Source organism: Asanoa sp. NPDC049475 (genome assembly GCF_040676915.1).
Classification (GTDB): Bacteria; Actinomycetota; Actinomycetes; order Mycobacteriales; family Micromonosporaceae; genus Asanoa.
On record NZ_JBFAPY010000001.1, the window covers coordinates 701,725 to 728,047 of the forward strand.

The 26,323-nt window shown below is 70.9% G+C and carries 26 protein-coding genes and 1 tRNA gene; 10 read left to right on the top strand and 17 right to left on the bottom strand.

Features of this window, described 5'->3' with window-relative positions; genetic code table 11:
- Positions 1–290 precede the first annotated feature (290 nt).
- The 3 genes from AB0J88_RS03360 to AB0J88_RS03370 are packed head-to-tail and all read right to left on the bottom strand — an operon-like array spanning position 291 to position 2,008.
- Entirely contained in the window at positions 291–851 is a 561-nt protein-coding gene (locus AB0J88_RS03360) for a CbrC family protein (RefSeq protein ID WP_364355383.1), read from the bottom strand.
- Complete coding sequence (locus AB0J88_RS03365) at positions 851–1,462, bottom strand: hypothetical protein (RefSeq protein ID WP_364355380.1); 612 nt, start codon at positions 1,460–1,462, stop codon at positions 851–853. Before AB0J88_RS03365 ends, AB0J88_RS03360 begins: the two co-directional genes overlap by 1 nt.
- A gap of 15 nt (positions 1,463–1,477) precedes the next feature.
- Positions 1,478–2,008, bottom strand: coding sequence for a M48 family metallopeptidase (locus AB0J88_RS03370; RefSeq protein ID WP_364355377.1), 531 nt, complete (start codon positions 2,006–2,008; stop codon positions 1,478–1,480).
- A 514-nt stretch (positions 2,009–2,522) separates the two neighbouring features.
- Between AB0J88_RS03370 and AB0J88_RS03375 the strand changes: the two genes are divergently transcribed.
- The 3 genes from AB0J88_RS03375 to AB0J88_RS03385 all read left to right on the top strand — a co-directional run bounded on the left by AB0J88_RS03375 (position 2,523) and on the right by AB0J88_RS03385 (position 5,846).
- On the top strand, positions 2,523–2,690 hold the full coding sequence (locus tag AB0J88_RS03375) for a DUF5679 domain-containing protein (protein WP_170215861.1): 168 nt from the start codon (positions 2,523–2,525) through the stop codon (positions 2,688–2,690).
- A gap of 1,181 nt (positions 2,691–3,871) precedes the next feature.
- Positions 3,872–4,474: a TOMM precursor leader peptide-binding protein gene (locus tag AB0J88_RS03380; RefSeq protein WP_364355374.1), complete on the top strand. Its 603-nt coding sequence runs from the start codon at positions 3,872–3,874 to the stop codon at positions 4,472–4,474.
- Positions 4,475–4,517: 43 nt separating this feature from the next.
- A complete protein-coding gene (locus AB0J88_RS03385; protein ID WP_364355372.1) occupies positions 4,518–5,846 on the top strand; it encodes an AarF/ABC1/UbiB kinase family protein in 1,329 nt (442 codons plus the stop codon).
- 100 nt (positions 5,847–5,946) lie between these two features.
- Here AB0J88_RS03385 and AB0J88_RS03390 read toward each other — a convergent pair whose 3' ends face one another.
- On the bottom strand, positions 5,947–7,224 hold the full coding sequence (locus tag AB0J88_RS03390) for a zinc-dependent metalloprotease (protein ID WP_364355370.1): 1,278 nt from the start codon (positions 7,222–7,224) through the stop codon (positions 5,947–5,949).
- A gap of 103 nt (positions 7,225–7,327) precedes the next feature.
- Here AB0J88_RS03390 and AB0J88_RS03395 point away from each other — a divergent pair, with 103 nt between their 5' ends.
- From AB0J88_RS03395 to AB0J88_RS03405, 3 genes are all read left to right on the top strand, one after another.
- Positions 7,328–8,341 (top strand): PDZ domain-containing protein, encoded by a 1,014-nt coding sequence (locus AB0J88_RS03395; protein ID WP_364355368.1) that lies wholly within the window; start codon positions 7,328–7,330, stop codon positions 8,339–8,341.
- A 60-nt stretch (positions 8,342–8,401) separates the two neighbouring features.
- A complete protein-coding gene (locus AB0J88_RS03400) occupies positions 8,402–11,395 on the top strand; it encodes a UPF0182 family protein (RefSeq protein ID WP_364355366.1) in 2,994 nt (997 codons plus the stop codon).
- A gap of 77 nt (positions 11,396–11,472) precedes the next feature.
- A tRNA-Met gene (locus AB0J88_RS03405) sits at positions 11,473–11,546 on the top strand.
- Between the two features lie 42 nt (positions 11,547–11,588).
- Here AB0J88_RS03405 and AB0J88_RS03410 read toward each other — a convergent pair.
- From AB0J88_RS03410 to AB0J88_RS03450, 9 genes are all read right to left on the bottom strand, one after another.
- Positions 11,589–12,053 carry an NUDIX domain-containing protein gene (locus AB0J88_RS03410; RefSeq protein WP_364355364.1) on the bottom strand — a complete coding sequence of 155 codons (465 nt, stop codon included), beginning with the start codon at positions 12,051–12,053 and terminating at the stop codon, positions 11,589–11,591.
- 65 nt (positions 12,054–12,118) lie between these two features.
- The gene (locus AB0J88_RS03415) at positions 12,119–13,438 is read right to left on the bottom strand and encodes a family 43 glycosylhydrolase (protein WP_364355361.1); all 1,320 of its coding nucleotides are present in this window, start codon (positions 13,436–13,438) and stop codon (positions 12,119–12,121) included.
- A 49-nt stretch (positions 13,439–13,487) separates the two neighbouring features.
- Positions 13,488–14,327, bottom strand: a complete 840-nt coding sequence (locus tag AB0J88_RS03420; protein ID WP_364355358.1) for a MetQ/NlpA family ABC transporter substrate-binding protein — start codon at positions 14,325–14,327, stop codon at positions 13,488–13,490.
- A gap of 13 nt (positions 14,328–14,340) precedes the next feature.
- A complete protein-coding gene (locus AB0J88_RS03425) occupies positions 14,341–14,982 on the bottom strand; it encodes a methionine ABC transporter permease (protein WP_364355937.1) in 642 nt (213 codons plus the stop codon).
- Between the two features lie 11 nt (positions 14,983–14,993).
- Complete coding sequence (locus AB0J88_RS03430) at positions 14,994–15,968, bottom strand: ATP-binding cassette domain-containing protein (RefSeq protein WP_364355355.1); 975 nt, start codon at positions 15,966–15,968, stop codon at positions 14,994–14,996.
- 157 nt (positions 15,969–16,125) lie between these two features.
- Positions 16,126–17,400, bottom strand: coding sequence for an ABC transporter permease (locus tag AB0J88_RS03435; protein ID WP_364357891.1), 1,275 nt, complete (start codon positions 17,398–17,400; stop codon positions 16,126–16,128).
- The gene (locus AB0J88_RS03440) at positions 17,397–18,053 is read right to left on the bottom strand and encodes an ABC transporter ATP-binding protein (protein ID WP_364357888.1); all 657 of its coding nucleotides are present in this window, start codon (positions 18,051–18,053) and stop codon (positions 17,397–17,399) included. The genes AB0J88_RS03435 and AB0J88_RS03440 overlap by 4 nt, the downstream gene beginning before the upstream one ends.
- The gene (locus AB0J88_RS03445) at positions 18,050–19,123 is read right to left on the bottom strand and encodes a peptidoglycan-binding protein (RefSeq protein WP_364357885.1); all 1,074 of its coding nucleotides are present in this window, start codon (positions 19,121–19,123) and stop codon (positions 18,050–18,052) included. The genes AB0J88_RS03440 and AB0J88_RS03445 overlap by 4 nt, the downstream gene beginning before the upstream one ends.
- Positions 19,120–19,650, bottom strand: coding sequence for a hypothetical protein (locus AB0J88_RS03450; protein WP_364357882.1), 531 nt, complete (start codon positions 19,648–19,650; stop codon positions 19,120–19,122). Before AB0J88_RS03450 ends, AB0J88_RS03445 begins: the two co-directional genes overlap by 4 nt.
- Positions 19,651–19,784: 134 nt before the next feature.
- Between AB0J88_RS03450 and AB0J88_RS03455 the strand changes: the two genes are divergently transcribed.
- Complete coding sequence (locus AB0J88_RS03455; protein WP_364357879.1) at positions 19,785–20,441, top strand: response regulator transcription factor; 657 nt, start codon at positions 19,785–19,787, stop codon at positions 20,439–20,441.
- Positions 20,438–21,646 carry a HAMP domain-containing sensor histidine kinase gene (locus tag AB0J88_RS03460; protein WP_364357876.1) on the top strand — a complete coding sequence of 403 codons (1,209 nt, stop codon included), beginning with the start codon at positions 20,438–20,440 and terminating at the stop codon, positions 21,644–21,646. Before AB0J88_RS03455 ends, AB0J88_RS03460 begins: the two co-directional genes overlap by 4 nt.
- Here the strand turns inward: AB0J88_RS03460 and AB0J88_RS03465 are convergent.
- A complete protein-coding gene (locus AB0J88_RS03465) occupies positions 21,612–22,163 on the bottom strand; it encodes a TetR/AcrR family transcriptional regulator (protein ID WP_364357873.1) in 552 nt (183 codons plus the stop codon). The genes AB0J88_RS03460 and AB0J88_RS03465 overlap by 35 nt on opposite strands.
- A gap of 90 nt (positions 22,164–22,253) precedes the next feature.
- Here AB0J88_RS03465 and AB0J88_RS03470 point away from each other — a divergent pair, with 90 nt between their 5' ends.
- Positions 22,254–22,730 (top strand): hypothetical protein, encoded by a 477-nt coding sequence (locus tag AB0J88_RS03470; protein ID WP_364357870.1) that lies wholly within the window; start codon positions 22,254–22,256, stop codon positions 22,728–22,730.
- Positions 22,731–22,744: 14 nt separating this feature from the next.
- Here AB0J88_RS03470 and AB0J88_RS03475 read toward each other — a convergent pair whose 3' ends face one another.
- Entirely contained in the window at positions 22,745–23,026 is a 282-nt protein-coding gene (locus AB0J88_RS03475) for a hypothetical protein (protein WP_364357867.1), read from the bottom strand.
- The gene (locus tag AB0J88_RS03480) at positions 23,023–23,874 is read right to left on the bottom strand and encodes an alpha/beta hydrolase (protein WP_364357864.1); all 852 of its coding nucleotides are present in this window, start codon (positions 23,872–23,874) and stop codon (positions 23,023–23,025) included. The genes AB0J88_RS03475 and AB0J88_RS03480 overlap by 4 nt, the downstream gene beginning before the upstream one ends.
- 97 nt (positions 23,875–23,971) lie before the next feature.
- Between AB0J88_RS03480 and AB0J88_RS03485 the strand changes: the two genes are divergently transcribed.
- Positions 23,972–24,451, top strand: coding sequence for a CGNR zinc finger domain-containing protein (locus AB0J88_RS03485; protein ID WP_364357861.1), 480 nt, complete (start codon positions 23,972–23,974; stop codon positions 24,449–24,451).
- Here AB0J88_RS03485 and AB0J88_RS03490 read toward each other — a convergent pair.
- Positions 24,448–26,307, bottom strand: a complete 1,860-nt coding sequence (locus tag AB0J88_RS03490; RefSeq protein ID WP_364357858.1) for a BTAD domain-containing putative transcriptional regulator — start codon at positions 26,305–26,307, stop codon at positions 24,448–24,450. The two genes, AB0J88_RS03485 and AB0J88_RS03490, sit on opposite strands and share 4 nt — an antisense overlap.
- Positions 26,308–26,323 lie beyond the last annotated feature (16 nt).

Here is a 26,323-nt window from a genome sequence, read left to right on the forward strand (position 1 = left end):
GGGACGGCTTCCTCTTCGCCGGCGACTGGCTCGAGGGCGGCAACGCGTCGGTCGGGGCCGTCGTGCCCGCCAGTTCGTTAGCGGCTATCCCGTGGGCGCTACACCTCGACAGCACGTAGCGGGGCTTCCCGCCGGCGCCGGCGCGCCGATGTTGAGACCGCGCCGCTGGCCTGTGCCGTCGTCTGCCAGGTTGTGTCTTGGTGGCCGGTTACGGCGGTCAGACCGGCCGCCGTGACCACTATCGGCCGGCCGCCGCGCGCTGGCTTCGCGCCCTCGGCCGAATGTGCTTTTCAGCCGATGTCCCACGAGGCCAGGTGCGTGGTGCAGTGCAGGCAGCGGAACAGGTAGGCGGTGGGCTCGCCGGTGCGGTCGAAGCGCCGCATGAAGTTGTCGGCCTCCTCGGCCGGCCAGCCGCGTTCGAGGAGGTCGGTGCGAATAATGTCGTAGGCGTCCGGGTGTCGTTGCAGTTCCGCGTGGCCTGCCGGGCCCAGGTAGGCGGCGCCGTCGGCGCAGTGGTAGAGCCAGGACTCCTGTTGCCATCCGACGAAGCCCGGCGTGCGTTGGGTGATCTCTGTGACGACGTCGCGGGGCACGTCGTCCGGGACGCCGACCGCGTCGCTGAACTCAGCCGGCATCTCCAGCGTCTCGCCGTCGTGCAGCGGGACCGCGACGGTGCCGAGCGCCCGGGACGCCTCACCCGAGTGGATGCAGTCCAGGCAGAGGTTCTCCGCCCGCCGGCCGTAGATCGGTCCCGTGTAGCGGACCTCCCGGTGCTGTCCGCAGACGTGGCACACGAACTCCGCGCGCTCGGCCGAGCCGGTCGCGATCGGGTCGGGGTGGTAGCGGAACATCAGCCCGACAGACCGCCGCCGGTGAGCAGGGCTCGGGTGGCGTCCCAGCCTTCGACCGCCTGGTCCAGGGTGGCCAGGTCGGCCGGGCCGCGCAGGCGGCGCCACGGTGGTGCGGTCGCCACCTCGGCCGGGTTCGGCGCGTGCGGGCGGATGCTCGTCGCGGTCACATCGCCGTCGAGGTCGAGGTCCGGCAGCCAGCTCGGCGCCGGCAGACGGGACGCGACGCCGAGCAGGCCCGGTCCCTCGTTCGGGGCAATCGCGAGCGTCTTGGTGGTCAGCGGGCGAAACAGTTTGCCCAGGATGAGGCCGGGCAGGTCGGGCGCGTCGGCGGCGATCACCGCGGCCTGGTCGTACCCGTCCGCCTCGGCCGCCGCGAACGTGGCGTTGACGGTGGTCGACGGCACCTCGTACACCTGCATCGAAGGCCAGGCCACCGCCTCGGCGAGGGACCGATCAGCCGGCGTGGCGGCGATCGCCGGGTCGACCTCGTTGAGGGTCGCCAGCAGGTCGACGACGTCCTCGGCCAGCGCGTGGCGCCACTTCTCGAGTTCGATGCCGGGGGGTGCCCAGGTCACCTGGGTGAGCAGTACGACGATCACACGGCGGGTCACGGACCCAAGGTTATTTCAGTCCGCCAGGACCAGCCCCGTCGTGGCGGCCACGCCCTCGAGATAGCCCCGCGCCCGCTCCGTCTTGGGGTAGCGACCCACGAGGGCCCAGAAACGGGCGTTGTGGCTGGGGACGACGAGGTGCGCGAGCTCATGGAGCAGCACGTAGTCGATCACCCAGTCGGGCATCTCCTGGATCCGGTGCGAGATGCGAATCGACCGGTCAGCGGGCGTGCACGAGCCCCAGCGGCCGTTCTGGTTGGTCACCCAACGGACGCTCGCCGGTTGGGCGGCACGGGCGAACTCAGCGAGGTAGAGACCGATCAGGCGCTGGGAGCGGGCCTGCAGCTCGGCGTCGCTGCGGCTGAGGCGCTGCTCACGGGCCGCGAGACGGGCGAGCATCTTGTCAACCCACTCGGTCTCCTCGGCCCGGGAGAACTGGTCGGGTATGAGCACGACCACGCGCTCGCCGTCACGGTAGGCGGACACCGTCCGGCGCCGGCGCTGTGAGCGCCGTACCTCGACGACCGGCTTCCGTGTGGCGGCCATTACCGCACCCCGGAGCCCCGGGTTCCGTTCACGAAGGCACGCTAACCGGTAGGTGCCATGCCGCCGCAAGGGCCAACACACACGGTCACGCCGGGAAAGTGCTAGTTCACGCCGTGTCGTCCGGAAAAAATTTCGCGCGTACGCCGTTGGCGGTGGGTCCGCTGCGCCCCGAGGGACCCTACGGCACACGGTAAGGGATCCCACGCTCGGATGTGCCGTAAACGGCGTGATCCAGCTCGCACGAGCGCTTTGGTCGGCGTGTCTCGACCGAATCTGACTTATCCGGCCGAGTCCGACATGCACACTCGTCCCCGTCAGGTGTCGCATCGCACTACCAGCGGAGCCCCGTCCCTGGTGATGATCGGGTTCCTGACATGGAACCGCCCGCTTGTGGGTAGGGTCCGCGGACCGGCGGTCACACGTGTGACCGCGGAGAAGCCCCGACGTCGGCGCTCTTGTGCCGCACCCGGGCATTCGCCGGTGCGAAACCGGCGAACAAGACTAGGAGGGCATCGTGGCCGACAAGGCCCAGACCTACAACGGGTACTGCGTCAAGTGCAAGGAGAAGCGGGACTTCACGGGCACCGTCGAGGTGTCGAAGACCGGTATGAACATGGCCAAGGGCAAGTGCCCGGTTTGTGGCACCACTGTCAACCGGATCCTCGGCAAGGCGAAGGTCTGACCGGAAGTTCGCTCCGGCCCGAGGCCGGCGTGCTGACGCAACGACGGGAGAGGGCGGCCACGCGGCCGCCCTCTCCGGCGTCTCGGTACGAATACGGAGCGTCATCAAGATCGGGCGGTCACGTTACCGGCTGGTTGTGGATAACCCGCCGGAAGCTGTGGATAACCCCGTGTACATGACCCGCCACCTGTGGACAACGAGCCGACCGCCGCTAGGTGACGGTGACATTCTGTTACGCCGTGACGACGATTGGGTTGCTCCGGCCGACCCTCCTGCCAGGCCTGACCCGCATCCGCCGCGGCGACCGCACGCTGCAGTTCGGGGTGGATCCGGCGTTCGCGGTGCTGGTGGAGCTGGCCGACGAACGCACCGCGGGGGTCCTCGACCTGCTGGACGGATCGCACACCGAACGACAGATCCTGGCCGGCGCGCAGCGGCTCGGGGTGCGTCCGGGTGAGGTGCGCGACCTACTGACGACGCTCGCGGCCCACGGCCTGGTGGTCGCCGCTCACAGCCTGACACCACCGAGCGCCGCGCTTCACCTGCGCGCCGAGGCGGCCGCACTCGCGCTGCGCCAGGCGGAGCGAAGGGTCGCGGGGCGGTGGGCGCTACGCGGCCCCCTGAGCGCGCCAACCCCTGGCCCGCCCCGCCCCGTCCAGCCGCAAGGCCAGGCCGGGGTGTCGAGGCGAGGACGCGCGGCCTCTGCCGAGCGGTCATCGAATGAGCCGTTGCCCGGCGAAGCCGGCACAACGGAGCAGGCTTATCCCGGCCCGGCACCAGAAGGCCCGCGAGCGGCTGTGAGCGGCAACGAAGCGGTCGGGCCTTGCTGGACCTCGGGAGGTCCTTCTGACGCTCGGGATAGCGGCGAGCTGGTCGGGCCTGGTCGGACCTCGGGAGGCCCCTCCGGCGCACCGGGCGCCAGCGAGGTCACTGTCGCTGGCTCTGAGCCGGGAGGTCGGAATGGCCTTACCGCCGGGACCGAGACCGTAGGGCCGGACCGCGAGGCGGGAGGCTCGACCGGCACCTCCGCACGCGAAAGGTGGAGTTCCGCCCGCCGATCAGGGCGGACCGGCGCGTCCCGGCCCCGGACTGTGGCGAACACCACCGTTGGGTTGGTCACGCCCGCTCAGGTTCTGCGGCTGCGGGCCGCTGCTCGGGTTGTGGTCACCGGGCGTGGGCGGTTGGCGACCCCGATCGCGATCGCGCTGGCGCGGTCCGGTGTCGGTCACGTGCGGCCGGATCTGCCGGGGGTGGTCCGGCCTGAGGAGGCGGTACTCGGGCTCGAGCCGAGCGCCGTCGGCCAGCCGCGGTTCGCGGCTGTGGCCGCCGCCGTGAGCGCCGCGGGTGCGCGGCCGGGTCGGGCCAGAGCGCAGCTCGTCATCCAGGTCGGCGCTCAGCAGCCCGCCGACCTGGCCGCCGCCGCGTTGCGTCGCCGTGGGCAGGCCGTGCTCGCTGTCGAGCTTCGCGACGGCGCTCCCGTGATCGGGCCGTTCGTCGGGCCAGCCGGCTCGCCCTGCCTGAGCTGCCTCGACCACCACCGGGCGGAGCGTGACGACGCCTGGGCCGCCATCGCCGCCGGGTTGGCCACCGGGCCGCCGTCCGACGAGGCCGGTGACCTGGTCACGATCATGACCGCCGCCGCTCTCGGCGCGGCCGAGGCGTTGGCATACATCGACGGCGGTCGGCCTCGGACCTCCGGTGGCGCCGTGACGGTCGTCTCTCCCGGTGACCTGCGGTGGCGTCATTGGCCGCCACATCCGCGATGTTCCTGCGTACCCACCTAATTATGATCTTGGGTGTCCGGAAACTGTCAGTCACAATGATCTGGTGAGCGACATCCCGCGCCAGGCCGTTACCCGGACTGCCAAGCTCGCTTCCCTGCCACTCGGCTTCGCCGGGCGGGCCATGTTGGGCTTCGGCAAGCGGATGACCGGCATGGCGTCCGATGCGATCTCCGCCGAACTGCAGCAGCGCACCGCTGACCAGGTGTTCGCCGTGCTGGGCCAGCTCAAGGGCGGAGCGATGAAGTTCGGGCAGGCCCTGTCCGTCTTCGAGGCCGCGCTGCCCGAGGAGATGGCCGGGCCGTACCGCCAGGCCCTGACGAAGCTCCAGGAGTCCGCGCCGCCGCTGCCGGCCGCCAGTGTCCACCGGGTGCTCGCCGACCAGCTCGGCCCCGAGTGGCGCAAGCACTTCCTCGAGTTCGACGACCAGCCGGCCGCCGCCGCGAGCATCGGGCAGGTGCACAAGGCGCTCTGGAAGGGCCGCGCGAAGGGTGGCCGGCCGGTCGCGGTGAAGATCCAGTACCCAGGCGCCGGTGACGCCCTTCTGTCCGACCTCAAGCAGCTGTCGCGGCTCGGCGCGATGTTCAAGGCGATCCAGCCCGGGCTCGACATCAAGCCGCTGCTGGTCGAGCTGCGGGCGCGGATCAGCGAAGAGCTCGACTACGAGCTCGAGGCGAAGGCGCAGCGGGCGTTCGCGGCCGCGTACGCCGGTGACGACGAGATCCTCATCCCCAAGGTCGTGGCCCAGGCGCCGCGCGTGCTGGTCACCGAGTGGATCGAGGGCATGCCGCTCTCGAAGATCATCGCGAGCGGCGAGCAGGAGGAGCGCGACCTCGCTGGCGCCCGCATGGCGACCCTGCACTTCTCGGCGCCGGCCCGTGCCCGGATGCTGCACGCCGACCCGCACCCCGGCAACTTCCGGCTGATGCCCGACGGGAGGCTCGGCGTGGTCGACTTCGGTGCCGTCGCGCGGTTGCCCGAGGGACTGCCGGAGCCGGTCGGCCGGTTGACCCGGCTGGCGCTGGCGCACGAGGCCGACGCGGTCGTCGAAGGGCTGCGGGAAGAGGGCTTCCTGCGTCTCGAACAGGACATCGACGCCGAAGCCGTGCTCAACTTCCTGCTGCCGATGCTGGACCCGCTCGCGGCCGACGAGTTCCAGTTCACCCGGGCCTGGCTGCGCGGCGAGGCGGCCCGGCTGGCGAGCCCGAAGTCACCGGCGTTCCAGCTCAGCCGCCAGCTCAACCTGCCGCCGTCGTACCTGCTGATCCACCGGGTCACCCTCGGCTCGATCGGCGTCCTCTGCCAGCTCGAGGCGAAAGCGCCCTACCGCGCGATCGTGGAGGAGTGGGTGCCGGGGTTCGCCCCGGTCCCGTAAACGGCACTTGCCAGGCCCACGACGGGCCTGGCAAGCGGAGCGCAGCGGAGCGGTCTCTCGCGGGAGGAACGGTCCGGACCACCGCGAGCCCGAGTAATGGCTATTCGTCGTTCTTAGGTGGGTTCTCCTTCGGTCCCTCGGCGTCGCCGAAGTCGATGTCGCCCAGGTCGTCGAAGTCGCCGAGCCCGCCGTTGTCGAACTGGGACCGGGCGAACGCCTCCGGGTCCGCGAAGTCCTCGCCCGACGGCAGCAGGTCGGGGTGGTCCCACAGCCCGTCGCGTCCCTGCACGCCTCGGTGCTCGGTGACCGCGGCCCACAGCGCCGCCGCCTCGCGCAGCCGGCGTGGACGCAGCTCCAGGCCCACCAGCGCGGCGAAGGTCTGCTCGGCCGGGCCACCGGCCGCCCGGCGGCGCCGGAACGCCTCGGCCAGCCGGACCACGTTGGGCAGCCGGTCACCGACCGCCATGTCGACCACGTGCCCGACCCAGCCCTCGACCAGCGCCAGTGTGGTCTCCAGACGGGCCAGCGAGGCCTGCTGTGCCGGCGTGTCCTCCGGGGCGAAGATGCCCTCCAGAGCCAGTTCCTGCATCGACTCCGGGTTGGTCGGGTCGATGCGGCCCATCGCCTCCTCGATCGCCTCGCGGTTGACCGTGATGCCGTTGGCGTAGGTCTCGACCGAGTTGAGGATGTGGCCACGGAGCCAGGGGACGTGCTCGAACAGCCGTTGGTGCGCGGCCTCGCGCAGGGCGACGTAGAGCCGCACCTCGTCTTCCGGCAGCTCCAGGCCCGTGGCGAACTCACGGATGTTGGCCGGGATCAGCGCGCCCGTGCCGGCGGGGCCGAGCGGCAGGCCGATGTCGCCCGCCGAGAGCACCTCGGCGGCGAGCGAGCCGAGCGCCTGGCCGAGCTGGCCGCCGAACAGCGCGCCGCCCAGCGTGGTGACCATCGACTGCATCGGGCCGAGCTGGGCGCGGGCCTCCGGCGGCACCAGGTCGCCCATCGCGTTGACCATGCGCTCGGCGACGGGGTTGCAGAGCTTCTGCCAGACGTCGAGCGTCCGGTAGATCCACTCGTTGCGGTTCCAGGCGACCGCGGTCTTGACGCCCGAGGGCAGGGCCACGGCCTGCTCGAGCCAGAGATCAGCCAGGCGGAGGACCTCTTCCACGGCGTTTCGCTCGTACGGCGACACGGCGGGATCACCGGCCTGGGCGAGCTGTGCGGCGGCTACCTGGCGCGCCAGGTCCCAGTTGACCGGGCCGGAGCCCGGCGCGGCGAGCAGTTGCTGCAGTTGCGCCATGAACTGCTGCATCTGCTGCGGATCATTGGGGTCCGGCGGCTGGCCGCCCGGGAGCGCGAAGCCAAACGGAATATCAGGCACATGTCAACGGTACGCGCGTCGGGCGCGCAGGACCGTACCGCCTGCTTAAGCCCAGGGAGAACTCGGGGAACGCCATTCAGGGACGCTCGGTACGCTTCCCGCCATGAAAAGTCGTGGCGTGACGGTTCTGCTCGGTGCCGTGATCACGGTGCTGCTGAGCTTCGGGGTGCTTTCCGCCCCGGTTCCGTACGTCGTGCTCGGTCCCGGCCCCACCGTCAACACCCTGGGCAAAGAGGCCGACAAAGAGGTCATCCAGATCTCCGGCACACAGACCTTCTCCTCCGCCGGGCAACTCCGGCTGACCACCGTCAAGGTGTCGCCCGAAACCAAGCTCCTCCCCGCGATCGCCGGCTGGTTCTCGGACAAGCAGGCCGTCGTACCCAAGGAGTTGATCTACCCGCCGGACCAGACCGAGCAGCAGGTCGAGCAACAGAACGCCGAGGACTTCCAGGCGTCGCAGACCAGCGCCGAGACCGTCGCGCTGATGAAGCTCGGCTACCCGATCCAGGTCACGGTCAAGTCCGTGGCCAAGGACGGCGCCGCCAACTCCCTGCTCAACGCGGGCGACGTGATCACCTCGGTCGACGGCAAGGCGGTCAAGACGGCGCCCGACCTGACCGACGCGATCCGGGCCAAGCCGGCCGGCAGCACGATCACCATCGGCTACACCCGGGGTGGCCAGCCGGCCGAAACCCAGATCACCCCGAAGACGGTCGACGGTCAGCAGCGGATCGGCGTCGAGATCGAGCAGAAGCAGCCGCACCCGTTCGACCTCAAGTTCGACCTCGAGGACATCGGCGGACCCAGCGCCGGCCTGATGTTCACGCTCGGCATCATCGACAAGCTGGGCGCCGACGACCTGACCGGCGGCAAGATCATCGCTGGTACGGGCACGATCGACGACCAGGGCAACGTCGGCCCGATCGGCGGCATCCCCCAGAAGCTGGTCGGCGCCAAGGACGCCGGCGCGGTCGCCTTCCTGGTGCCCGCGGACAACTGCGAAGAAGCGAAGAACAACGCCGTCGACGGCCTGCCGATGTACAAGGTGGGCAACGTCGACGACGCCCTGGCCGCACTCAACGCGCTGAAGAGCGGCGGCTCGGCACCGATGTGCTAACCCCCCGTAGTCTGAACACCGCCCCCTAGCTAACCAAGCGTTGCGGAGCCAACTGTGGTCATGCGTAGCAGTCCCCTGCCGAGAATGAGCCGCCGTGGCCGCGTGACGGTCGGCGTGCTGGTCGGCGTCTTCGTGTTGTTCACCCTGCTCGGTTGGGGAGTCAACGCGTGGACCGACTGGCTGTGGTTCGACGAGGTGCACTACACCGGCGTGTTCACCGACGTCCTCACCACCCGCCTGTTGCTGTTCCTGGCGGTCGGTGCGGCGATGGCGATCGTCATCGGCGGCAACCTCTACCTGGCTTACCGGCTCCGTCCGCTGTTGCGGCCGCACTCGTCGGAGCAGCAGACGCTCGACCGCTACCGGGTCGCGCTGTCGCCGCGGATCGGCACCTGGGTCGCCATCGTCTCGATCGTGGTCGGCCTGTTCGCCGGGCTCTCGGCGCAGGGCCGTTGGGACACCTGGATGCTGTTCCGCAACGCGCAGCCGTTCGGCACCAAGGACCCGATCTTCAACATCGACGTCGGGTTCTACGTCTTCCAGTACCCGTTCTACAAGTACCTGCTCGGCGTCGGCTTCACCGCCGTCGTGCTCGCGGTCATCGGCTCGCTCGCGGTGCACTACATCTTCGGGGGCGTGCGGCTCCAGGGCGGCGGCGACCGCATCACCAACGCGGCCCGCGCGCACCTGACCACGCTGGTCGCGGTCTTCGTGCTGTTCAAGGCCGTCGCCTATGTGCTGGACCGGCGCGCGCTGCTGCTGTCCTACAACGAGGGCGCCAAGGTCTACGGCGCCGGCTACGCCGACGTCAACGCGCTGCTGCCGGCCAAGGAGATCCTCGGCTACATCTCGATCGTCGTCGCGATCGCGATCATCCTGTTCTCCAACGCCTTCATCCGGAACCTGGTCTGGCCGGGTGTCTCGCTCGCCCTGCTCGGCATCTCGGCGGTCGCGATCGGCGGCATCTACCCGTCGGCCGTGCAGAGCTTCACGGTCAACCCGAGCACGATCGACAAAGAGCGGCCGTACATCAAGAACAGCATCGAGGCGACCAGGGCCGCGTTCGGCATCAACGACGTCGACATCAACGCGTACCCGGGCAGCAGTCAACCGCCACCGGCGAGCCTGGCGACCGACACCTCGGTCGTGCCGAACATCCGGCTCCTCGACCCGCAGCTGCTCTCCGAGACCTACACGCAGCTCCAGCAGGCTCGTGGCTTCTACAACTTCGGCGACAAGCTCGACATCGACCGGTACGCGGTCAACGGCAAGACGCAGGACTACGTCGTCGGTGTCCGGGAGATCAACTACGACCGGCTGACGGCGCAGCAGAGCAACTGGCTCAACCGCCACACCATCTACACGCACGGGTACGGCGTGGTCGCGGCGCCGGCCAACGAGGTCTGCAACGAGCAGCCCAAGTTCGTGTCCGGCTTCCTGGGCGACGAGGGCACCGGCTGCCAGTCGGCCACCGAGGAGATCAAGACCGATCAGCCCCGGATCTACTACGGCGAGCAGATGGACGACGGTGACTACGCGGTCGTCGGCTCGCGGGGCAACGGCAGCAACGCCGAGTTCGACCGCCCGACCGGCAGCAAGGAGCAGTACTACACGTACGACGGCACCGGCGGTGTCCCGATCGGCTCGTTCGCGCGCCGGCTGCTCTACGCCGTGAAGATGCAGGAGACCAACTTCCTGCTCTCCGAGGCGGTCAACGACAACTCCAAGCTGATGTACGTCCGCAACCCGCGTGACCGGGTCGCCAAGGTCGCGCCCTTCCTCAAGCTCGACGGCGACCCGTACCCGGCGGTGGTCGGTGGTCGGGTGGTCTGGATCGTCGACGGCTACACGACGGCGGCCACCTATCCGAACTCCGAGCGGGTCAACCTGCAGTCGGTGACCAGCGACGAGCTGACCACCAGCGGCGCGGTGGTCGCACAGGCCCGGGAAGAGATCAACTACATCCGCAACTCGGTGAAGGCGACCGTCGACGCGTACGACGGGACGGTCAAGCTCTACGAGTACGACGACAAGGACCCGGTCCTGAAGGCCTGGAACCAGGCGTTCGGCGGGCACCTGATCGTGCCGAAGACGGAGATCCCGCAGGAGCTCTCCGACCACCTCCGCTACCCGGCCGACCTGTTCAAGGTGCAGCGGGACCTGCTCGCCCGGTACCACGTGACCGAGCCGAACGAGTTCTTCTCCGGGCAGGACTACTGGGAGGTGCCCAACGCGCCGGACGACCCGGACCGCGGGCAGAAGCAGCCGCCGTACTACCTGATGACCCAGATGCCGGGCCAGGACGAGCCGAGGTTCCAGCTCACGTCCGCGGTCACGCCACGCGGCCGGCAGAACCTGGCCGCGATCATCTCCGGGTCGTACGTGAACGGCCAACCGAAGCTCGAGGCGCTGGAGCTGCCCGACCAGTCGGTCGTCGCCGGCCCGGTGCAGGTCCATCAACAGATGACCAACACCACCGACGTACGTGGTCAGCTCTCGCTGCTCTCGGCCGACGGCAAGGCCACGGTGCAGTACGGAAACCTGCTCTCGCTGCCGTTCGACAACGGCATGCTCTACGTCGAGCCGGTCTACGTGAAGAGCAACTCGCAGAACGCCTACCCGTTGCTGCAACGCGTGCTGCTCTCCTACGGCGACGGCTCGAACGCGGTCCTGGCGCCCAACCTGCAACAGGGCATCAAGGACCTGGTGGCGAAGGGCGACGCGCAGAGACAGGCGGCCGGCGAGCCACCGAGCCAGCCGGAGCAGCCCGAGAACCCGCCACCCACCGGCGACCAACCACCACCGGCGATGTCACCGGAACTGGCCGCGGCGGGCCAGCGGTTGTCGGCCGCCATCGACGAGGTGAAGGCCGCGCAGGCGTCGGGCGACCTGGAGCGCTACGGCAAGGCGCTCGCCGACCTGGAGAAGGCCAGCGACGACTTCCAGGCGGCCCAGAAGGCGGCCAACAACCGCCCGGTGGGCTCCGGAACCACGCCGACGCCGACCGGGTCGCAGGCACCGCCGACGACACCGCCGTCACCGTCGGCGGGCTGATCTGAACGGGGGCCGGCGGCCACGCCGGCCCCCGTTTTGGCACCACGCAACAGGGTGCGCTAGTGTTAACAAGCCGACGCGGGGTGGAGCAGCTCGGTAGCTCGCTGGGCTCATAACCCAGAGGTCGCAGGTTCAAATCCTGTCCCCGCTACAAATGGAACGGCCCTCCAGAGATCATCTGGGGGGCCGTTTTCTATCGGGCCTCCAGGGCCGAGTGCACCCACCTGGACACCGCCGGGTTGGCGGGCAGGTCCGCGAGGTCGACGGCCACCCATCGCGCTTCGGCGATCTCGCCGTTGGGGCTGAGCTCGGCCGAGGTCGCGCGCAGAAGCACGATCTTCAGATGGCCTTGCTTGCCGCCGCTGGTGGTCAGGTGTTCCTCCAGCACCCGGGCGGACGGGTCCACCTCGATGCCCAGCTCTTCGGCGCACTCACGCCTGGCCGCCTGCTCCGGCGTCTCCCTGGCCGGCTTGTAGCCGCCTCCCGGCAGGCTCCACAGCGTCTGGTCGCCGTAGCTGTGCCGGACGAGGAGGACCCGGTCGGCGTCCGCCGGGTGCACGATCAGCGCCTTCACGCCGTACGTGGTCGGTTTGGCGATCAACCAGTACGCGCCGCGCAGGCGGTGGAGCAGTCTGAACGCGAGCGGTGGAGTCCTCATCCGGCCATCCAACCCCGTCGCCCGGTCAACGCCGGACCAGGTCCACGAGGTCGGCGATCCGGTCGTCAGGCCACCTCGACGTAGTCGAGCTCCGCCCAGCGGTTCCGGAACCCCAACCGGACCGTGTTGGTGCCGGCCGCGAGCGTGACGTCCGCCCGGACCTGGCGCCAGGTCTCCCAACCCGTGTTCGGGTACGTGACCACCTGCGCGGCACCACCGTTGACGCTCAGGGTGTGCTGCGCCTCGCCCAACCCGGCCGAGTATCCGATGTGGACCGTGTAGGAGCCCGCGCGGGGCGCGAAGACCGAGATGGCGACGGCGCTGTCCGCGTAGTCGATGTAGGCCACCGCCTGCCCCTGCGACGCCGTGGTCGTGGCGCGCACCGAGCAGTGCGTCAGGACCCCGCGCTCGGCCTCGTAGCGGACCCGGCTGCCACGCACCACGGGAAAGCCGCCGGACCAGCCGAGCGCGGCCACGTACATGCCGCGAGCACCGTTGTTGTTGATCCAGCCGTGGAAGACGAGGTGGTCGCCGCCGCTCTCCCGCACGACGTCCGCGCCGCCCGGCCCGCGCACCGTGCCGTCCAGGCTCGCGGTGGTCAGCAACGACCGATAAGCCTTCGTGTACGGCCCTGTCAGCGTGGTCGAGGTCGCATAGCTCGTCTGGTACGCGTCGCCGCCGTAGCCGCCGAGAGAGTAGAACAGCACGTACTGGCTGCCGACCTTCGTCAGCACCGGCGCCTCGATCACGCCGCTCTCCTCGGGGCGCCCGCTGCGCAGGAGCTCGACCCGCGCGCCCTGGAGGGTGACCCCGTCGGCCGCGACCCGTTGCAGCCAGAGGCTGGTCGGCTGCCCGATCGCGTTGCCGTCGTCCTTGTAGAGCAGGTAGCGCAGCCCGGTCGAGTCGGTGAAGCTCGACGCGTCGATGTCGCCGCCCTCGCCCGCGTCGCAGACCAGTGGGCCGGAGCCGACCGGGCTGAACGGGCCGAGCGGGGCGTTGGCGAGCGCGGCACCGAGGCACTGCCGGCCGGTCGCGACACTGCGGGCGGTGTAGTAGAGCAGGTAGCGACCGTCGGCCCGGACGGACACGTCGGGCGCCCAGGTGCGGCCGCCGCCGGCCCAGGCGCCCAGGGCCGGCAACGCGTCGGCGCGCCGGGTCCACGGGCCGGTCAACGCGGCGGCGGTGGCGACGGGCACGTTTCCGTTCCCGTTGTTGGTCGAGTAGGCGTAGTAGGTCGACCCGAACCGCGACACGTCGGGATCGGGAAAGTCGCTGCCGATCACGAGCGCCGGCGCCGTCGTGGCGGCGTGCGCTGCGGGTGCCACGACGGCGACGAGCGGAAGCGCTGTGACCAGAACGGCCAACCGCACGAGAAATCGACGCATGGCTATTTCTACCATGCCTGCCGTGCGGGGGCCGTTGCCGTTGTGCGGCCTAGAAGGCCGGCAGGACCGAGCCCTGGTACTTGTCCTCGATGAACTTCTTCACCTCGGGCGAGTGCAGGAGCTTCTCCAGCTTCACGATCCGCGGGTCGTTCTCGTCGCCCGTGCGGACGACGACCAGGTTCGCGTACGGGTTGTTCTCGCCCTTCTCCAGGGCGAGGGCGTCCTTGGCCGGGGTCAGACCGGTCTCGATCGCGTAGTTGCCGTTGATCACCGACGCGGCGGTGTCGTCGAGGCTGCGCGGAAGCTGGGCGGCCTCCAGCGGCTCGAACTTCAGGTTCTTCGGGTTGGAGGCGATGTCGGCCTCGGTGGCCTTCACGCCCGCGCCGTCCTTCAGGGTGATGACACCGTTGGCGGCCAACAGGTTCAGCGCCCGACCGGAGTTCGACGGGTCGTTCGGCACGCCCACCACGCCACCGACCGGGAGGTCGGCCAGCGACTTGACCTTCTTCGAGTAGACGCCCAGCGGCTCGATGTGCACCGGCTTCAGGGGCGTGAACTTGTAGCCCTTGGAGGCGACCTCTTCCTCCAGGTACGGGATGTGCTGGAAGTAGTTGGCGTCCAGCTGCTTGTCCTGCAGGGCCACGTTCGGCTGGATGTAGTCGCTGAACTCGACGATGTCGAGCTTCAGGCCCTCGGCGGGAGCCAGCTTGTCCGACACGTACTTGAGGATCTCGCCGTGCGGCACGGGGCTGACGCCGACCTTCAGCGGCGCGTCGGCCGACGATGCACCCGCCGATCCGGAGTCGGAGTCCGAGCCGCAGGCGGCCATGCCCAGACCCAGAACGAGACTGGCGGTGGCAGCGGCGGCGATGGCTATGGTGCGACGCACGGTGGAACCCTTCTTATCTGTGGGAAAGACGCCGGGCGACCAGGTCGCCGAGCATCTGGGCCAGCTGCACGAATACGACGAGCAGCACGACGGTGGCGATCATGACTCCGGTCTCGAAGCGCTGATAGCCGTAGCGGATGGCCAGGTCGCCGAGCCCGCCGCCGCCGACGACGCCGGCCATGGCGGAGTAGCCGACCAGTGCGACCACGGTGATGGTGAGGCCGGCGACCAGGCCCGGGCGGGCCTCGCGGAGCAGCACCTTGACGACGATCTCCCGGCGGGAGGCGCCCATCGCCCGAGCAGCGGCGACCACGTCACGGTTGACCTCGCGGATGGCCGTCTCGACGATGCGGGCGTAGAACGGGATCGCGCCGACGGTCAGCGGCACGATGGCCGCCGAGGTGCCGATGGTGGTGCCGACCACGGCCCGGGTGAACGGGATGATGGCGACGAGCAGGATGATGAACGGCAGCGACCGCCCAATGTTGACGATCAGGCCGAGCAGCGCGTTGACGGGCCGTGCCGCCAGCAGGCCGCCGCGGTCCGTCAGCACCAGCGCGACGCCGACCAGCAGGCCGCCGACGGCGGTGAGCAGGGTGGCCACCAGCACCATGTAGGCGCTTTCCTTGGTCGCCTCCCACAGCAGCGGGACCATCTCGGACCAGGTCACGGGTGCACCTCCACCGCGACGGCGCCGGCGCGCAGTTGCCGCAACGCCGGCTCGTTCGAGGCGGCGGACCCCGGCAGGGCCAGTCGCAGCCGCCCGGCACGTCCGCCGGCCAGCGTCTCGACCGAGCCGTCGAGGATGCGTACGTCGACGTCGTGTGCGCGGGCCACGTCGGAGATCAGCGAGCCGTCGCCGACCACCGTGACGTCGACGACGGTCGCGTCGGCGAGCACGGGCGGTGGTCCCAGGCGGAAGATCCCACGGGCGAGCGCGGAATCGGGACGTGCGAGCAGTTCGTGCACCGGCCCGGCCTCCGTGATCACGCCATCGCTCATGATCGCGACCGAGTCGCAGATCCGCTTCACGACCTCCATCTCGTGCGTGATCAGCAGGACGGTCAGGCCGAGACGCTGGTTGAGGTCCCGCAGCAGCGCCAGGATCGAGCCGGTCGTCTCCGGGTCGAGCGCCGAGGTCGCCTCGTCGGAGAGCAGCACCTTGGGCTCACCGGCCAGCGCGCGGGCGATGCCGACCCGCTGCTTCTGACCACCCGAGAGCTGCGCCGGGTACGCGCCGGCCCGATCGCCGAGCCCCACCAGGTCGAGCAGTTCGGCGACCCGCTCGGCGCGCTGCCGGCGCGGCATGCCCATGACCTCGAGCGGGAAGGAGACATTTCCGGCAGCGGTACGCGACGACAGCAGCGCGAAGTGCTGGTGGATCATGCCGATCCGCTGCCGGGCGGTACGCAGGCCGGCCTCGCTCAGCCCGGCGAGGTCGACGCCGTCGACGGTGATCGTGCCGGCGTCCGGCCGCTCGAGCATGTTCACGCAGCGCAACAGCGTGCTCTTGCCCGCGCCGCTGCGGCCGAGCACTCCGAAGACCTCGCCCGCGCGCACGGTCAGGTCGACGCCCGCCACCGCGGCGACGTCTCCGCCACGGCCTCGGTACGTCTTGCGCAGACCGTTGATGCGGATCACGGGGGCACGCCGTTCCTGAGAGTTGAGACACGACCGTGGATCCGCCGGCGCGGATCCACGGCCCCCTACCGTGCAGGCTGCGTGCGGCTTAACTCAACCGAACGTGATCAAACCCACATATCCTACTAGTTAGATAGAGATACTCGCGCCCCTCGCGTCACGGGGCTGCCAGCGCCTCGGTCGGCGCGAGCCGGGCCGCCCTGATCGCGGGATACAGGCCGGCGACGCCACCGATCAGGACCGTCGCGGCCACGCCGCCGGCCGTCGCCCAGCCGGGCACCGTGGTCGGCCAGTGCTGGTAGTACGCGTACCCCGTGGTCACGACGATCCCGAGCAGGACCCCGCCGATGCCGCCCAAGGCGGACAGCAGCAGCGACTCCGCCAGGAACTGGGTCCGGACCTGGCCACGGGTGGCGCCCAACGATCGGCGCAGGCCGATCTCGCCGCGCCGCTCGAGCACCGAGATGACCATCGTGTTGGCCACACCCACGCCGCCGACCAGCAGCGCCACCGCGCCCAGGCCGAGCAGCAGCCCGGTGAAGGCGGCGCCGGCCGCCCGCTGGGCGTTCAGCGCGTCCGACGGTCTCGACACGTCGACCTCGTTGGGGGCCGCCGGGTTCGCCGTGGGGCCGAGCACCGCCCGGACCGCCTCGACCTGGCTCTCCGCGGACCGGGTGTAGACGGTCGTCGGGTGGCCGTCGAAGCCGAACAGCCGCTCGGCGACCGGCCAACCCATGATCGCGGCGTCGTCCAGGTTCTCGGCCAGGGCGACGGGTTCCAGGATGCCGACCACCACGAACCGCTGACCACCGACGATGATCTCGACCTCGGGCCCGGCGTGGCTGATGCCGAGCCGCCGGGCGGCGGCGTCACCGAGGACGACGGCCGGGTAGCGCGCCGTCGCCTCGTTGAGCCAGACCCCGCTGCGGAGCTCCGCGGACACGGTCTCGGGCAGGTCGAGCCTTGCCGCGTACGTGGCGAGCCCGTTGGTCTGCGCCTCCGGGATCCGGTCGGTGCGGTAGACGCTGGCGCCGCCGACGGTGCCGACCGCGGAGGTCGACCGCACCGGCCCGATCCGCTCGATCATCGCCTCGGCCTCGGCCGGCAGGCTGGCGTCCTCACCGAAGATGGACTGGCCCGGCGAGACGGTCAGCAGGTTGGTGCCGAGCGCGGCGAGCTCGCGATCGAGATCGGCCCGCGACGACGCGGAGATCCCGACCACCGCGATCATCGCCGCGATCCCGATCGCGATGCCGAGAGCGGAGAGCAAGGCCCGGGTCGGCCGGGTACGCAGCCCCACCGCCCCCACCCGAAGAACGTCCCGCAACCGCAGCCGCGACGGCCGTAGGCGTGCCCGACCTGGTCTCCCGGCTCGCCCACCCCCGCTGCCGTCACCCTGCGCGGCCGTGCCGGCCTCACCTGGGTTGCTCATGGCTCGACCACCTCTCCGTCGCGCATTCGGATCTGGCGCGGCAGGCTTTCCGCTATCTCGCGGTCGTGGGTGATCACCACGACCGTCGTGCCGGCCGTGTGCAGGTCGCGCAGCAGGGACAGCACGCCCGCGCCGGCCGTCGAGTCGAGGTTGCCCGTCGGCTCATCGGCCAGCAGCACCCCCGGCTCACCGACGACCGCCCGGGCGATCGCCACCCGTTGCTTCTCGCCGCCCGACAGCTCGTGCGGCTCGTGGTCCAGCCGGTGGTCCAGGCCGACCCGCTCCAGGGCCGCCGCCGCGCGTTGCCGGCGCTCGGCGAGCCCGACACCCGCGTACAGCAGGCCGTCGGCGACGTTGTCCAGCGCGCTGACGCCGGGCGCCAGGTGGAACTGCTGGAAGACGAAGCCGATCCGGCGCGCCCGCAGCGCCGAGAGTTGCCGGTCGGAGAGCGCGGACACGTCGTGGCCGTCGACGACGACGGCACCCTCGGTCGGAGTGTCCAGGGTGCCGAGCAGGTGCAGCATCGTCGACTTCCCGGAGCCGGACGGGCCGACGATCGCGACGAGCTCGCCCTCGCCGAGATCCAGGCTGACGCCGCGGAGCGCTCTGACCCCGCCCGGGTAGGTCTTCGAGACGGCGCGGAGCTCGATCATTTCGGCATCCCCACCGTCGCGCCCTCGGTGACGCCGTCGCCGCTGACCTCGACCCGGCCGCCGGCGAACAGCCCCGTCTCGACCCGCGCGTAACGGGTGGTCGAACCCTCGACCAGCTCGACGCCGTAGCCGCCCTCGGCCAGCGCGACCAGCGCCGCCACCGGCACCGTCAGCACGTCGGCGTGCTGGGCGGCGGTGAACGTCACCTCGACCGCCGCGACGTCCAGCCCCGCGCCGGCCTTCGGGTCTGCGAGCGAGATCTGCGCCTCGATCTTGGTTTCGGGCGCTCCGTTGGGATCGTCGCTGGCCTCGATCACCGTGTAGACCCGTTGCACGGCGCCGTCCACCCGCTTGCCGTCGGGCAGTTCGACGGAGACCTTCGTGCCCTTCTTGGCCAGCCGCTGCTCCCCGATGTCGAGCTGCACGGTGATCACCCGGCTGGTCCCCGTGTACGCCAGCACCTCCTGGCCCGGCCCGGTCGCGCCGCCGAGCTTCGCCTGGACGCTGTCGACCCGCACCGGGCCGGGCGCGAAGACCACCCGGCCCAGCTCCACCCGCCCGGTCTCGGTGACGCCGAGGTCCTCCTGCCACTCGCGCACCGCGTCGGCCGTCGACGACGTGTACGAGTCGTCCGCCGTGAAGCCCGTGTAGCCCAAGGCGCGCAGGTTCGCTTCGAGCGCCTTGACGTCGGCGCCGTCGTCACCCGGGCCGAGGCTCCGGTAGGCCGGCACGCCGCCGTACATCAGGACGACCGGCTCGTTGTCCACCTTGTACAGAGCCTTACCCCGCTGGAAGACCGATCCGGCGTACGGCAGGGAGGTGACCGTGCCGGCGGAACGGCCCGTCAGCGCCGTCGTGTCGCCGTAGCCCAGGCTGCCGTCGACGGTCTGGGTGTCGTCGAGGGTCTGCCGCGTCACCGTGGCGGTCGCCGGTGGCAGGGCAGCCGCCGCGCCTCCCGCCTCCGGTTCGCCGAACCCGAAGCCGATGGTCGCCGCGGCCGCCGCACCGACCGCGAGCACCGTGACCGCGCCACCCGCGATCTTCGGTCCGCGGCCCCGGCGACGGCTCATCGCTCGGCTCCGGGCCGGCCGATTTTCGCGTCGCACGCCTCCTGGGCCTTCTTGAAGTCCGGGTCGCCGGCGATGTCACCGTCGATCCGTACGCCACCCTCGTCGGGGTTGGGGTCCGGGAACTTCTCGACGCCGTTGTCCCGCATGCACTGGGCGTGGTCGAGCATCTGCTCGCGGGCCTCCGGGTCGACCTGCCCGCCGGCTGGCCCGGACGGCGCGTACTCCTTGCAGGCCTCCTGCGCGGCCTCCACCTTCTCGCTGCCGCCAGGTCCGGCGTTGATCCGCTGGGTGATCCGCCCGCCGTCGATCTCGGGATCGGGCATGTCGACTCCGTGCTCGCGCATGCACTGCGCGAACTTCAGCGCCATCTCCTCGACGTCCTGCCTGTCCGGTTCCCCGCTCGTGGCCGCCGCACTCGGCGTGCCGCCGACCGACGCCACCCCGTCGTCGTCGCCCCCTCCCTTGCCTCCGCAGGCGGTCAGCGCCATGAGCAGCGCCAACGACAGCAGCGCGTGCCTAGTCTTCATGACATCTCCTGAGCCGGGGCGGGCCACGCGGATGCGGCCCGCTGTGACGGCGAAGTCAACGCCCCGGGCCGTTTCCGCGGCGCTTCCGAAAGCGCTAACAGCGAAGAAACAGGTTGGCTCGGCACCATGGGGTGATGCGGATCCTGGTGGTCGAGGACGAACGCCTCCTCGCCGAGGCGATCGCCGAGTGGTTGCGCGACGACGCGCACGCGGTCGACGTCGCCCTGGACGGCGACGCGGCACTGGAACGCCTGGCCGTCAACGACTACGACGTCGTGGTGCTCGACCGCGACCTGCCGAAGGTGCACGGCGACGACGTGTGCCGGGCCATGGTCGGCTCCGACACGACCGCCCGGGTCCTGATGCTGACCGCCGCGGCCGAGATCGGCGATCGGGTGGCCGGCTTGTCGTTGGGTGCCGACGACTACCTCCCCAAGCCGTTCGCCTTCGTGGAGCTGGCCGCGCGGGTGCAGGCGCTCGGTCGGCGGGCGCGTCCGGCCCTGCCGCCGGTGCTGCGCCGGGCCGGCATCCTGCTCGACACCGCGCGGCGTCAGGTCTTCCGTGACGACCGCTACGTACCTCTGTCCAAAAAGGAGTTCGGTGTGCTGGCCGAGCTGTTGCGCGCCGATGGTGCTGTGGTCAGCGCCGAGCAGCTGCTGGAGAAGGTCTGGGACGAGAACGCGGACCCGTTCACCTCGGCGGTCCGGCTCACCGTGCTCAAGCTGCGCCGCAAGCTCGGCGATCCGCCGGTCATCGAGACCCTGGCCGGAGAGGGGTACCGGATCTCATGAGGCGACTCTCCCTGCGTACCCGGCTGACCTTGGTCTATGGCGGTTTGTTCCTGGTCGGTGGCCTGGTGGTGCTCGGTGTGACCCACCTGCTGGTGGAGCAGCAGCTTCCGCGCGCGGGTGGCGTGATGGTCAACCGCCAGCTTGTCGGCCCGGTCGCGGCCTCCGACACGGTCTTCTTCAGGACCGCCGACGGCCAGCAGATCCCGGCGGAGGACATGCCCGAGTACATGGCGCGGGAGCAGTCGCAGGTTCGCGACGATGCGCTGACCTCGCAGCTCACCCAGGGTGGCATCGCGTTGGGCCTGGTCGGCAGCGCGGCGATCGGCCTGGGCTGGCTGATCGCCGGGCGGGTGCTCGCCCCGCTGCATCGGGTCACCGACACCGCTCGCCGGATCGCCCGGGGCGTCGACCTGAGCCTGCACGAGCGGATCGCCCTGACCGGCGCCGACCACGAGGTCAAGGAGCTGGCCGACACGTTCGACACGATGGTCGCGCGGCTGGACCGGTCGTTCGAGGGCCAGCGGCGGTTCGTGGCGAACGCCTCGCACGAGCTGCGTACACCGCTCACGTTGAACCGCGCCCTGGTCGAGGTGGCGATGAACCGCCGCACGGCCTCGGCCGACGTCGTCCAGCTCGGCGAGACCCTGCTGGAGATCAATAGCCGACAGGAACGGCTGATCACGGGGCTGTTGCTGCTCGCCCGCTCGGAACACGAGGTCGTCGACCGGCAGGAGATCGACCTGGCGGACATCGCCACGCACGTGGTGGCCCAGTCCCTGGACGAGGCCCGCGCGGCGTCGGTGACCCTGACGGAGGCGGCCGGCCCGGCCCTGACCGCCGGCGATCCGGTGCTGTTGGAGCGGTTGGCGCAGAACCTGGTGGAGAACGCCGTCCGGCACAACCACGCGGGCGGCCTGGCCCGGATCACCACCCGCTCCGGCCCTGGTGGAGGCGCTCTGATCGAGGTGGCGAACACGGGGCCGGTCATTCCCGCGTACGAGATCCCCGGTCTGTTCGAACCGTTCCGGCGCGTGGACGCGGAGCGCCTGGTCACCGCGAAGGGTGCCGGACTGGGGTTGTCGATCGTGCGCTCGGTGGCCCGTGCACACGGGGGCGAGGCCACCGCGCGCCCGAACCCCGGCGGCGGCCTGGTGGTGACGGTGACGCTTCCTAGCGCTCGAACAGCAGGTCCGCGGCCCGGGTGAGCACCTGCGACCGCGTGCGGTCGCCATGGTCGGCGGCGAGGAAGTGCGCGCCGATCGCCATGCAGAAGGCCAGGAGGCTGCGCGCCTCGACCTCGTCTTCGTCTTCGCAGAACGTCCCGATCAACTCGCGGAGCAGTCCCATCCGCCGGTTGTCGACCCGACGCAGCCGCTCGGCGACGCCCGCGTCCCGGCGCGCCCAGTCACGGACGGCGAGGTCGATCGGGCGGAGGCGGTCACTGGAGAAGGTGAGCAGACCGGCCCGCGTGATCCGGGCACGGGCGTCGCCGCCGGCGCGTTCGACCTCTTCGAGCACCTCGTCGGTGCTCTCCCGCTCCCAGGTGTCGAGCATGGCTTCGAGGAGTGCCTCGCGGTCGGCGAAGGACCCGTAGAAGCCGCCCTTGGTGACGCCGCGCTCCTTGGCGAGCGCCTCGACCCGAACCGCGTCCGGACCGCCGGCTGCCAAGGCCCGCAGGCCGGCCTCGACCCACTGGTCGCGCGTGGTGCGCGTCGCGCCCATGATTTTCGCCCGCCTTCTATATACGCCACCGTATAACAGGGGTTAGCCTGGTGTTATACGCCATCGTATACATCTGCGGGAGGCAGCGAGATGACCATCGTCCGGACCCACGAGATCCCCGCACCCGAGCGGGCCCTGAGCTCGCTGGCGGTTGTCGACTACGCCGACCACTTCACGCTGGCCACGGAGGTGAAGGCGACGGCGGAACAGTGGGCGAGAGCGATGTTCGGCGACACCCCGAGCGCCGGCGAGATCCTGATCTGGCGCGTGATCCTCGGGCTACGCCTGCGACGCGGCCGCTCACCGGACACGGTGGCGGGCTGGCGCATCGGCGCGCGCGGCGACGACTGGATCCGCCTGGAGGCGCAGTCGTGGTTCCTGAGCGCGAACCTGGTGGTGCACGCGCCGGTGGGGCGGGTGTCGCTCTGGACGTTCCTCCGCTACGGCGGGCCGGTGGGCCGCTACGCATGGCCGCCCCTGTCGGCCGTCCACCGTGGACTGGTGCCGGGCGTCCTCCGCACCGCGGCCTCCAGCATCCAACGGCGCGCTGACGATGCCCAGGTCTAGGGCACCCGGCGCGGTCAGCGGTGTTCGACCGTGAAGCCCAACTCGCCCAGGACCTTTACCGCACCCGACTTGCCGCCCTCGAAGTCGGCTGAGGCCAGGCGGTCGCCGGTCGCGAACTCGTAGGCCGTGCCCAGGATCGCCTTCGGTGGGTAGTGGCGGTTGTCGTCCACCAGGTCGTAGGTGGTCGTCGGGGCGAAGCCGTGTGCCGCGAAGAACTTGTCCGGACCCAGGCGGTCGTATTCCTTCATCGCGCGTACGACGTCCGTGTTCTTGACCTTGTTCCACTCCGGTGTCATCTGACTCTCCTCTCCAGGAAGTCGCGCATCAGGTCGACGACCGGGTTCAGGTGGCTTTCGAGCAGGAAGTGGCCGCCGTCGAGCAGGTGGATCTCGGCGTCTTGTGCGTCGGTGGCGAACGCCTGCGCGCCCGCGGGTCCGAAGATGCGGTCGTTGCGACCCCAGGCCGCCAGCACCGGCACGCCGCTCTCTCGAAGGTACGCGTGCACCTTCGGGTACAGCGGCAGGTTGTTGGCGTAGTCAGCGAACAGTTTGAGCTGGACCCGGTCGTTGCCGGGGCGGCTGACCAGTGCGTGGTCGTGCGTCCAGGTGTCAGGCGAGATCACGGACTCATCGGGTACGCCGTGCACGTACTGCCAACGGATCATGTCCAGGGACAACGCGCCGCGGACGCCGGCTTCGGCGGTCGGGTCGCGCCAGAAAGCGCGCACCGGAGCCCAGAACTCGTCGACCAGGCCGGCCTCGTAGCCGTTGCCGTTCTGGGTGATGATCGCGGTGATGGCGCCCGGCCGCGCCAGGGCGAGCCGCCAGCCGATGGGCGCGCCGTAGTCCTGGACGTAGGCGGCGTAGCGGTCGATCCCGAGCCGGCTGAGCAGCGCCGCCGTCAGGTCGGCCAGGCGGTCGAAGGTGTAGTCGAACTCATCGACCGGCGGCGCGTCCGAGAAGCCGAAGCCCTGGTGGTCCGGCGCGATCACGTGGTAGCGGTCGGCCAGCCGCGGGATCAAGTCGCGGAACATGAACGAGCTCGTCGGGAAGCCGTGCAGCAGCACCACGGCCGGGGCGTCGGGCGCGCCGGCCTCCCGGTAGAAGAGCCGATGGCCGTCGACGGTGGCGTACCGGTGATGCATCGTGCCTAACCTCCATGAGCCGTCAAGCTGGTTACATCTAGCAACCTAGGACCGCGTCGGCTAACCTGTCAACCAGTTCATGGAGGTTAGGAGAAAGATGGAGTCTGACGAGACGGTGCTGCTGGCCATCCTCAACAGCACGCCGGTCGTCGACGGGCAGCAGGTGGACGAGCTGGGCGACCCGGACTGGGCGATCCCGCTCGGCGGGCGCGGCACCCGCAGGGAGCGCGAACACGTCATGGCGGCCCGGGCCGCCCTGCAGGACGTCGTTCGTGGCGCTCGACCTCCGGAAACGCTGGCCCCCCTGCTCGACGGGGTCACACTCAAGCCGACCTGGACGGCGGCGGGCATCACCTGGCAGACCGACGTCCCCGCCGACCGCGACCTCGCCGTGCGCGCCGTGCTCACCTGGGACGCGCTGACCAAGGACAGCCCGGGCCGGCTGCGGCCGTGCGCCAACGACGAATGCCGGCTCTTCCTCGTCGACCACAGCCGCACCAACACCGCGCGCTGGTGCTCGATGGCCGTGTGCGGCAACCGGATGAAGGCTCGCCGGCACTACCACCGGAACCGTTAGAGAAGTGCGTTCAGCCGGGCCAGGTGCTCCCTGACCGGGCCGACGGTGAGCATGCCGCTGCCGGCGCCCGCCAGCTCACCGGCCGCAGGCGCGAGCGCGGCGTAGGCGCGGCGGATCCAGTCCCGGTCGTCGTGCCGGATGGCGGCCGCGCCCAGCAGGCACCACAGCGCCTCGAACAGCAGGTCGTGCGGTGGCTCCGGGGCATGTCGCAAGGCGGCGCGGTCGGTCAGCGGGCGCACCCACGGCTGGTACGGCCCCCAGTCCGTATCGGGCGCGGGCTCGATCGGTTGCCCGTGCCACACCCGCAGGCAGAGCAGCGCCAGCGGCAGCAGGCCGCGCTCGACTCCCGGCATGCCCGCGCCGGACAGGTCGGACGCCGCCGCCCGGTAGGCCACCTCCGCCGGGGCGCCCGTCGCGGCCAACCGCAGGGCCGCGTACCAGTGGGTGAAGGCGCCGACCAGCGGCCGGCCGTGGCGTTCGGCGAGGCGGTCCGCCGCGGCGGCGTGCTGGTCCGCCGTCGGGAAGTCCGCGAGCGCGCAGCGGGCCTGCATCCGCACGAGATGGCCGAGGATCTCGAAGGACGCCAGGCCGTGTGCGGCCGAGATCTCGACGAGCTCCGCGCCGATCCGGTCGCGCTCGGGCGCCAGCCCGGCCCGCTGGAACGACTGCATGAAGACGCCGTTGAGGACGAAGGCCAGCAGCGTCGGGTCGCCGAGCGGGCGGGCCAGGCGTTCGGCCTCGCGGGCGGCCGTGTGCCGGTCGATGCCTCGCGACTCGACCGCGACGGTGGCCAGCAGCCGGGCGCGCACCGAGTCCGGCGCCGCCGGCGGCAACACCGCCAGCGTCCGTTCGGCGGCGGCCACGATCGCCGCTGCCAGCTCCGGATCGTCGGACCTCGTCCAGATCGCGGGTACGTCGTACCCGCCGATCACCCGTGCCGTGAGCTCAGGATCGCCCAGCCGCTCGGCGGCCTCGATCGTCGCCAACCGCTGGACGCGCGCCGATTCCAGGCCGCCGCCGACGGCCAGGCCGCGCAGCAGGTCCACGGTGGACTCCAGCCGGGCCGGGCCGCCGGCCGTGACGGTGCGCTCGTATGCCGCGGCGACCAGCTCCCACGGGTCGCGGGCAGGCGGGTCCTGGCGGAGGATGTCGGACTCCAGCCGCCGCAGCGCCGGGCCGGGGTCGATGCCGAGTTGCTCGCGCAGCAGGTCCCGCGCCCGGCGCAGCACCGCCAAGGCGTCCGCTTGCCGGTTCGCCCGCCACAGCGCCTCGGCCAGCAGCCGCCAGGCATCCTCGCGCCACGGGTGGCCGGCCGCATGCGCGTCGAGGTCGGCCACCACGTCGACGGCCCGACCCAGCCCCAGCAATGCTTCGGCGCGCAGCTCGACCGCGTGCAGCCGGAGCTCCTCCAGGCGGGCACGCTCGTCGCGCGCCCAGGGCTCGTCCAGGCCGGCGTACGCGGGTCCGCGCCACCAACCCAGTGCCTCGGTGAGCCGGTCTGGTGCGGGCCGCGCGGCGACCACCGCCTCGAACCGCCATGCGTCGACCGCGTCCGGCTCCGCCCGCAGCGCGTACCCCGGGCCGTCGGTGACGAGCAGGCGCGGCGGCGTGCGGGGTGCGCGGTCGGGTTCCAACGCCCGGCGCAGCGCCGCCACGAACGTGCGCACCGCACTGACCGCACCCGGCGGCGGGTCGGTCCACAGGTCGTCGACCAGTCGGTCGACCGGGACCACCCGGCCGCGGGCGACCAGCAGGCGGGCCAGGACGGCCCGGTGCCGCGGGCCGCGCAGGTCGACCGGCGCATCGGGTGCGGACCACGCGACGACCGGCCCGAGGACGCCGAAACCGACAGACACGCAGCTCAACGTAGCG

Coding starts and splice junctions, on each gene's coding strand:
- AB0J88_RS03360 (WP_364355383.1), bottom strand. CDS start 851: ATGTTCCGCTACCACCCCGACCCGATCGCGACCGGCTCGGCCGAGCGC.
- AB0J88_RS03370 (WP_364355377.1), bottom strand. CDS start 2,008: ATGGCCGCCACACGGAAGCCGGTCGTCGAGGTACGGCGCTCACAGCGC.
- AB0J88_RS03395 (WP_364355368.1), top strand. CDS start 7,328: ATGAAAAGTCGTGGCGTGACGGTTCTGCTCGGTGCCGTGATCACGGTG.
- AB0J88_RS03400 (WP_364355366.1), top strand. CDS start 8,402: ATGCGTAGCAGTCCCCTGCCGAGAATGAGCCGCCGTGGCCGCGTGACG.
- AB0J88_RS03410 (WP_364355364.1), bottom strand. CDS start 12,053: ATGAGGACTCCACCGCTCGCGTTCAGACTGCTCCACCGCCTGCGCGGC.
- AB0J88_RS03415 (WP_364355361.1), bottom strand. CDS start 13,438: ATGCGTCGATTTCTCGTGCGGTTGGCCGTTCTGGTCACAGCGCTTCCG.
- AB0J88_RS03425 (WP_364355937.1), bottom strand. CDS start 14,982: ATGGTCCCGCTGCTGTGGGAGGCGACCAAGGAAAGCGCCTACATGGTG.
- AB0J88_RS03435 (WP_364357891.1), bottom strand. CDS start 17,400: ATGAGCAACCCAGGTGAGGCCGGCACGGCCGCGCAGGGTGACGGCAGC.
- AB0J88_RS03440 (WP_364357888.1), bottom strand. CDS start 18,053: ATGATCGAGCTCCGCGCCGTCTCGAAGACCTACCCGGGCGGGGTCAGA.
- AB0J88_RS03445 (WP_364357885.1), bottom strand. CDS start 19,123: ATGAGCCGTCGCCGGGGCCGCGGACCGAAGATCGCGGGTGGCGCGGTC.
- AB0J88_RS03450 (WP_364357882.1), bottom strand. CDS start 19,650: ATGAAGACTAGGCACGCGCTGCTGTCGTTGGCGCTGCTCATGGCGCTG.
- AB0J88_RS03455 (WP_364357879.1), top strand. CDS start 19,785: ATGCGGATCCTGGTGGTCGAGGACGAACGCCTCCTCGCCGAGGCGATC.
- AB0J88_RS03460 (WP_364357876.1), top strand. CDS start 20,438: ATGAGGCGACTCTCCCTGCGTACCCGGCTGACCTTGGTCTATGGCGGT.
- AB0J88_RS03465 (WP_364357873.1), bottom strand. CDS start 22,163: ATGGGCGCGACGCGCACCACGCGCGACCAGTGGGTCGAGGCCGGCCTG.
- AB0J88_RS03470 (WP_364357870.1), top strand. CDS start 22,254: ATGACCATCGTCCGGACCCACGAGATCCCCGCACCCGAGCGGGCCCTG.
- AB0J88_RS03475 (WP_364357867.1), bottom strand. CDS start 23,026: ATGACACCGGAGTGGAACAAGGTCAAGAACACGGACGTCGTACGCGCG.
- AB0J88_RS03480 (WP_364357864.1), bottom strand. CDS start 23,874: ATGCATCACCGGTACGCCACCGTCGACGGCCATCGGCTCTTCTACCGG.
- AB0J88_RS03485 (WP_364357861.1), top strand. CDS start 23,972: ATGGAGTCTGACGAGACGGTGCTGCTGGCCATCCTCAACAGCACGCCG.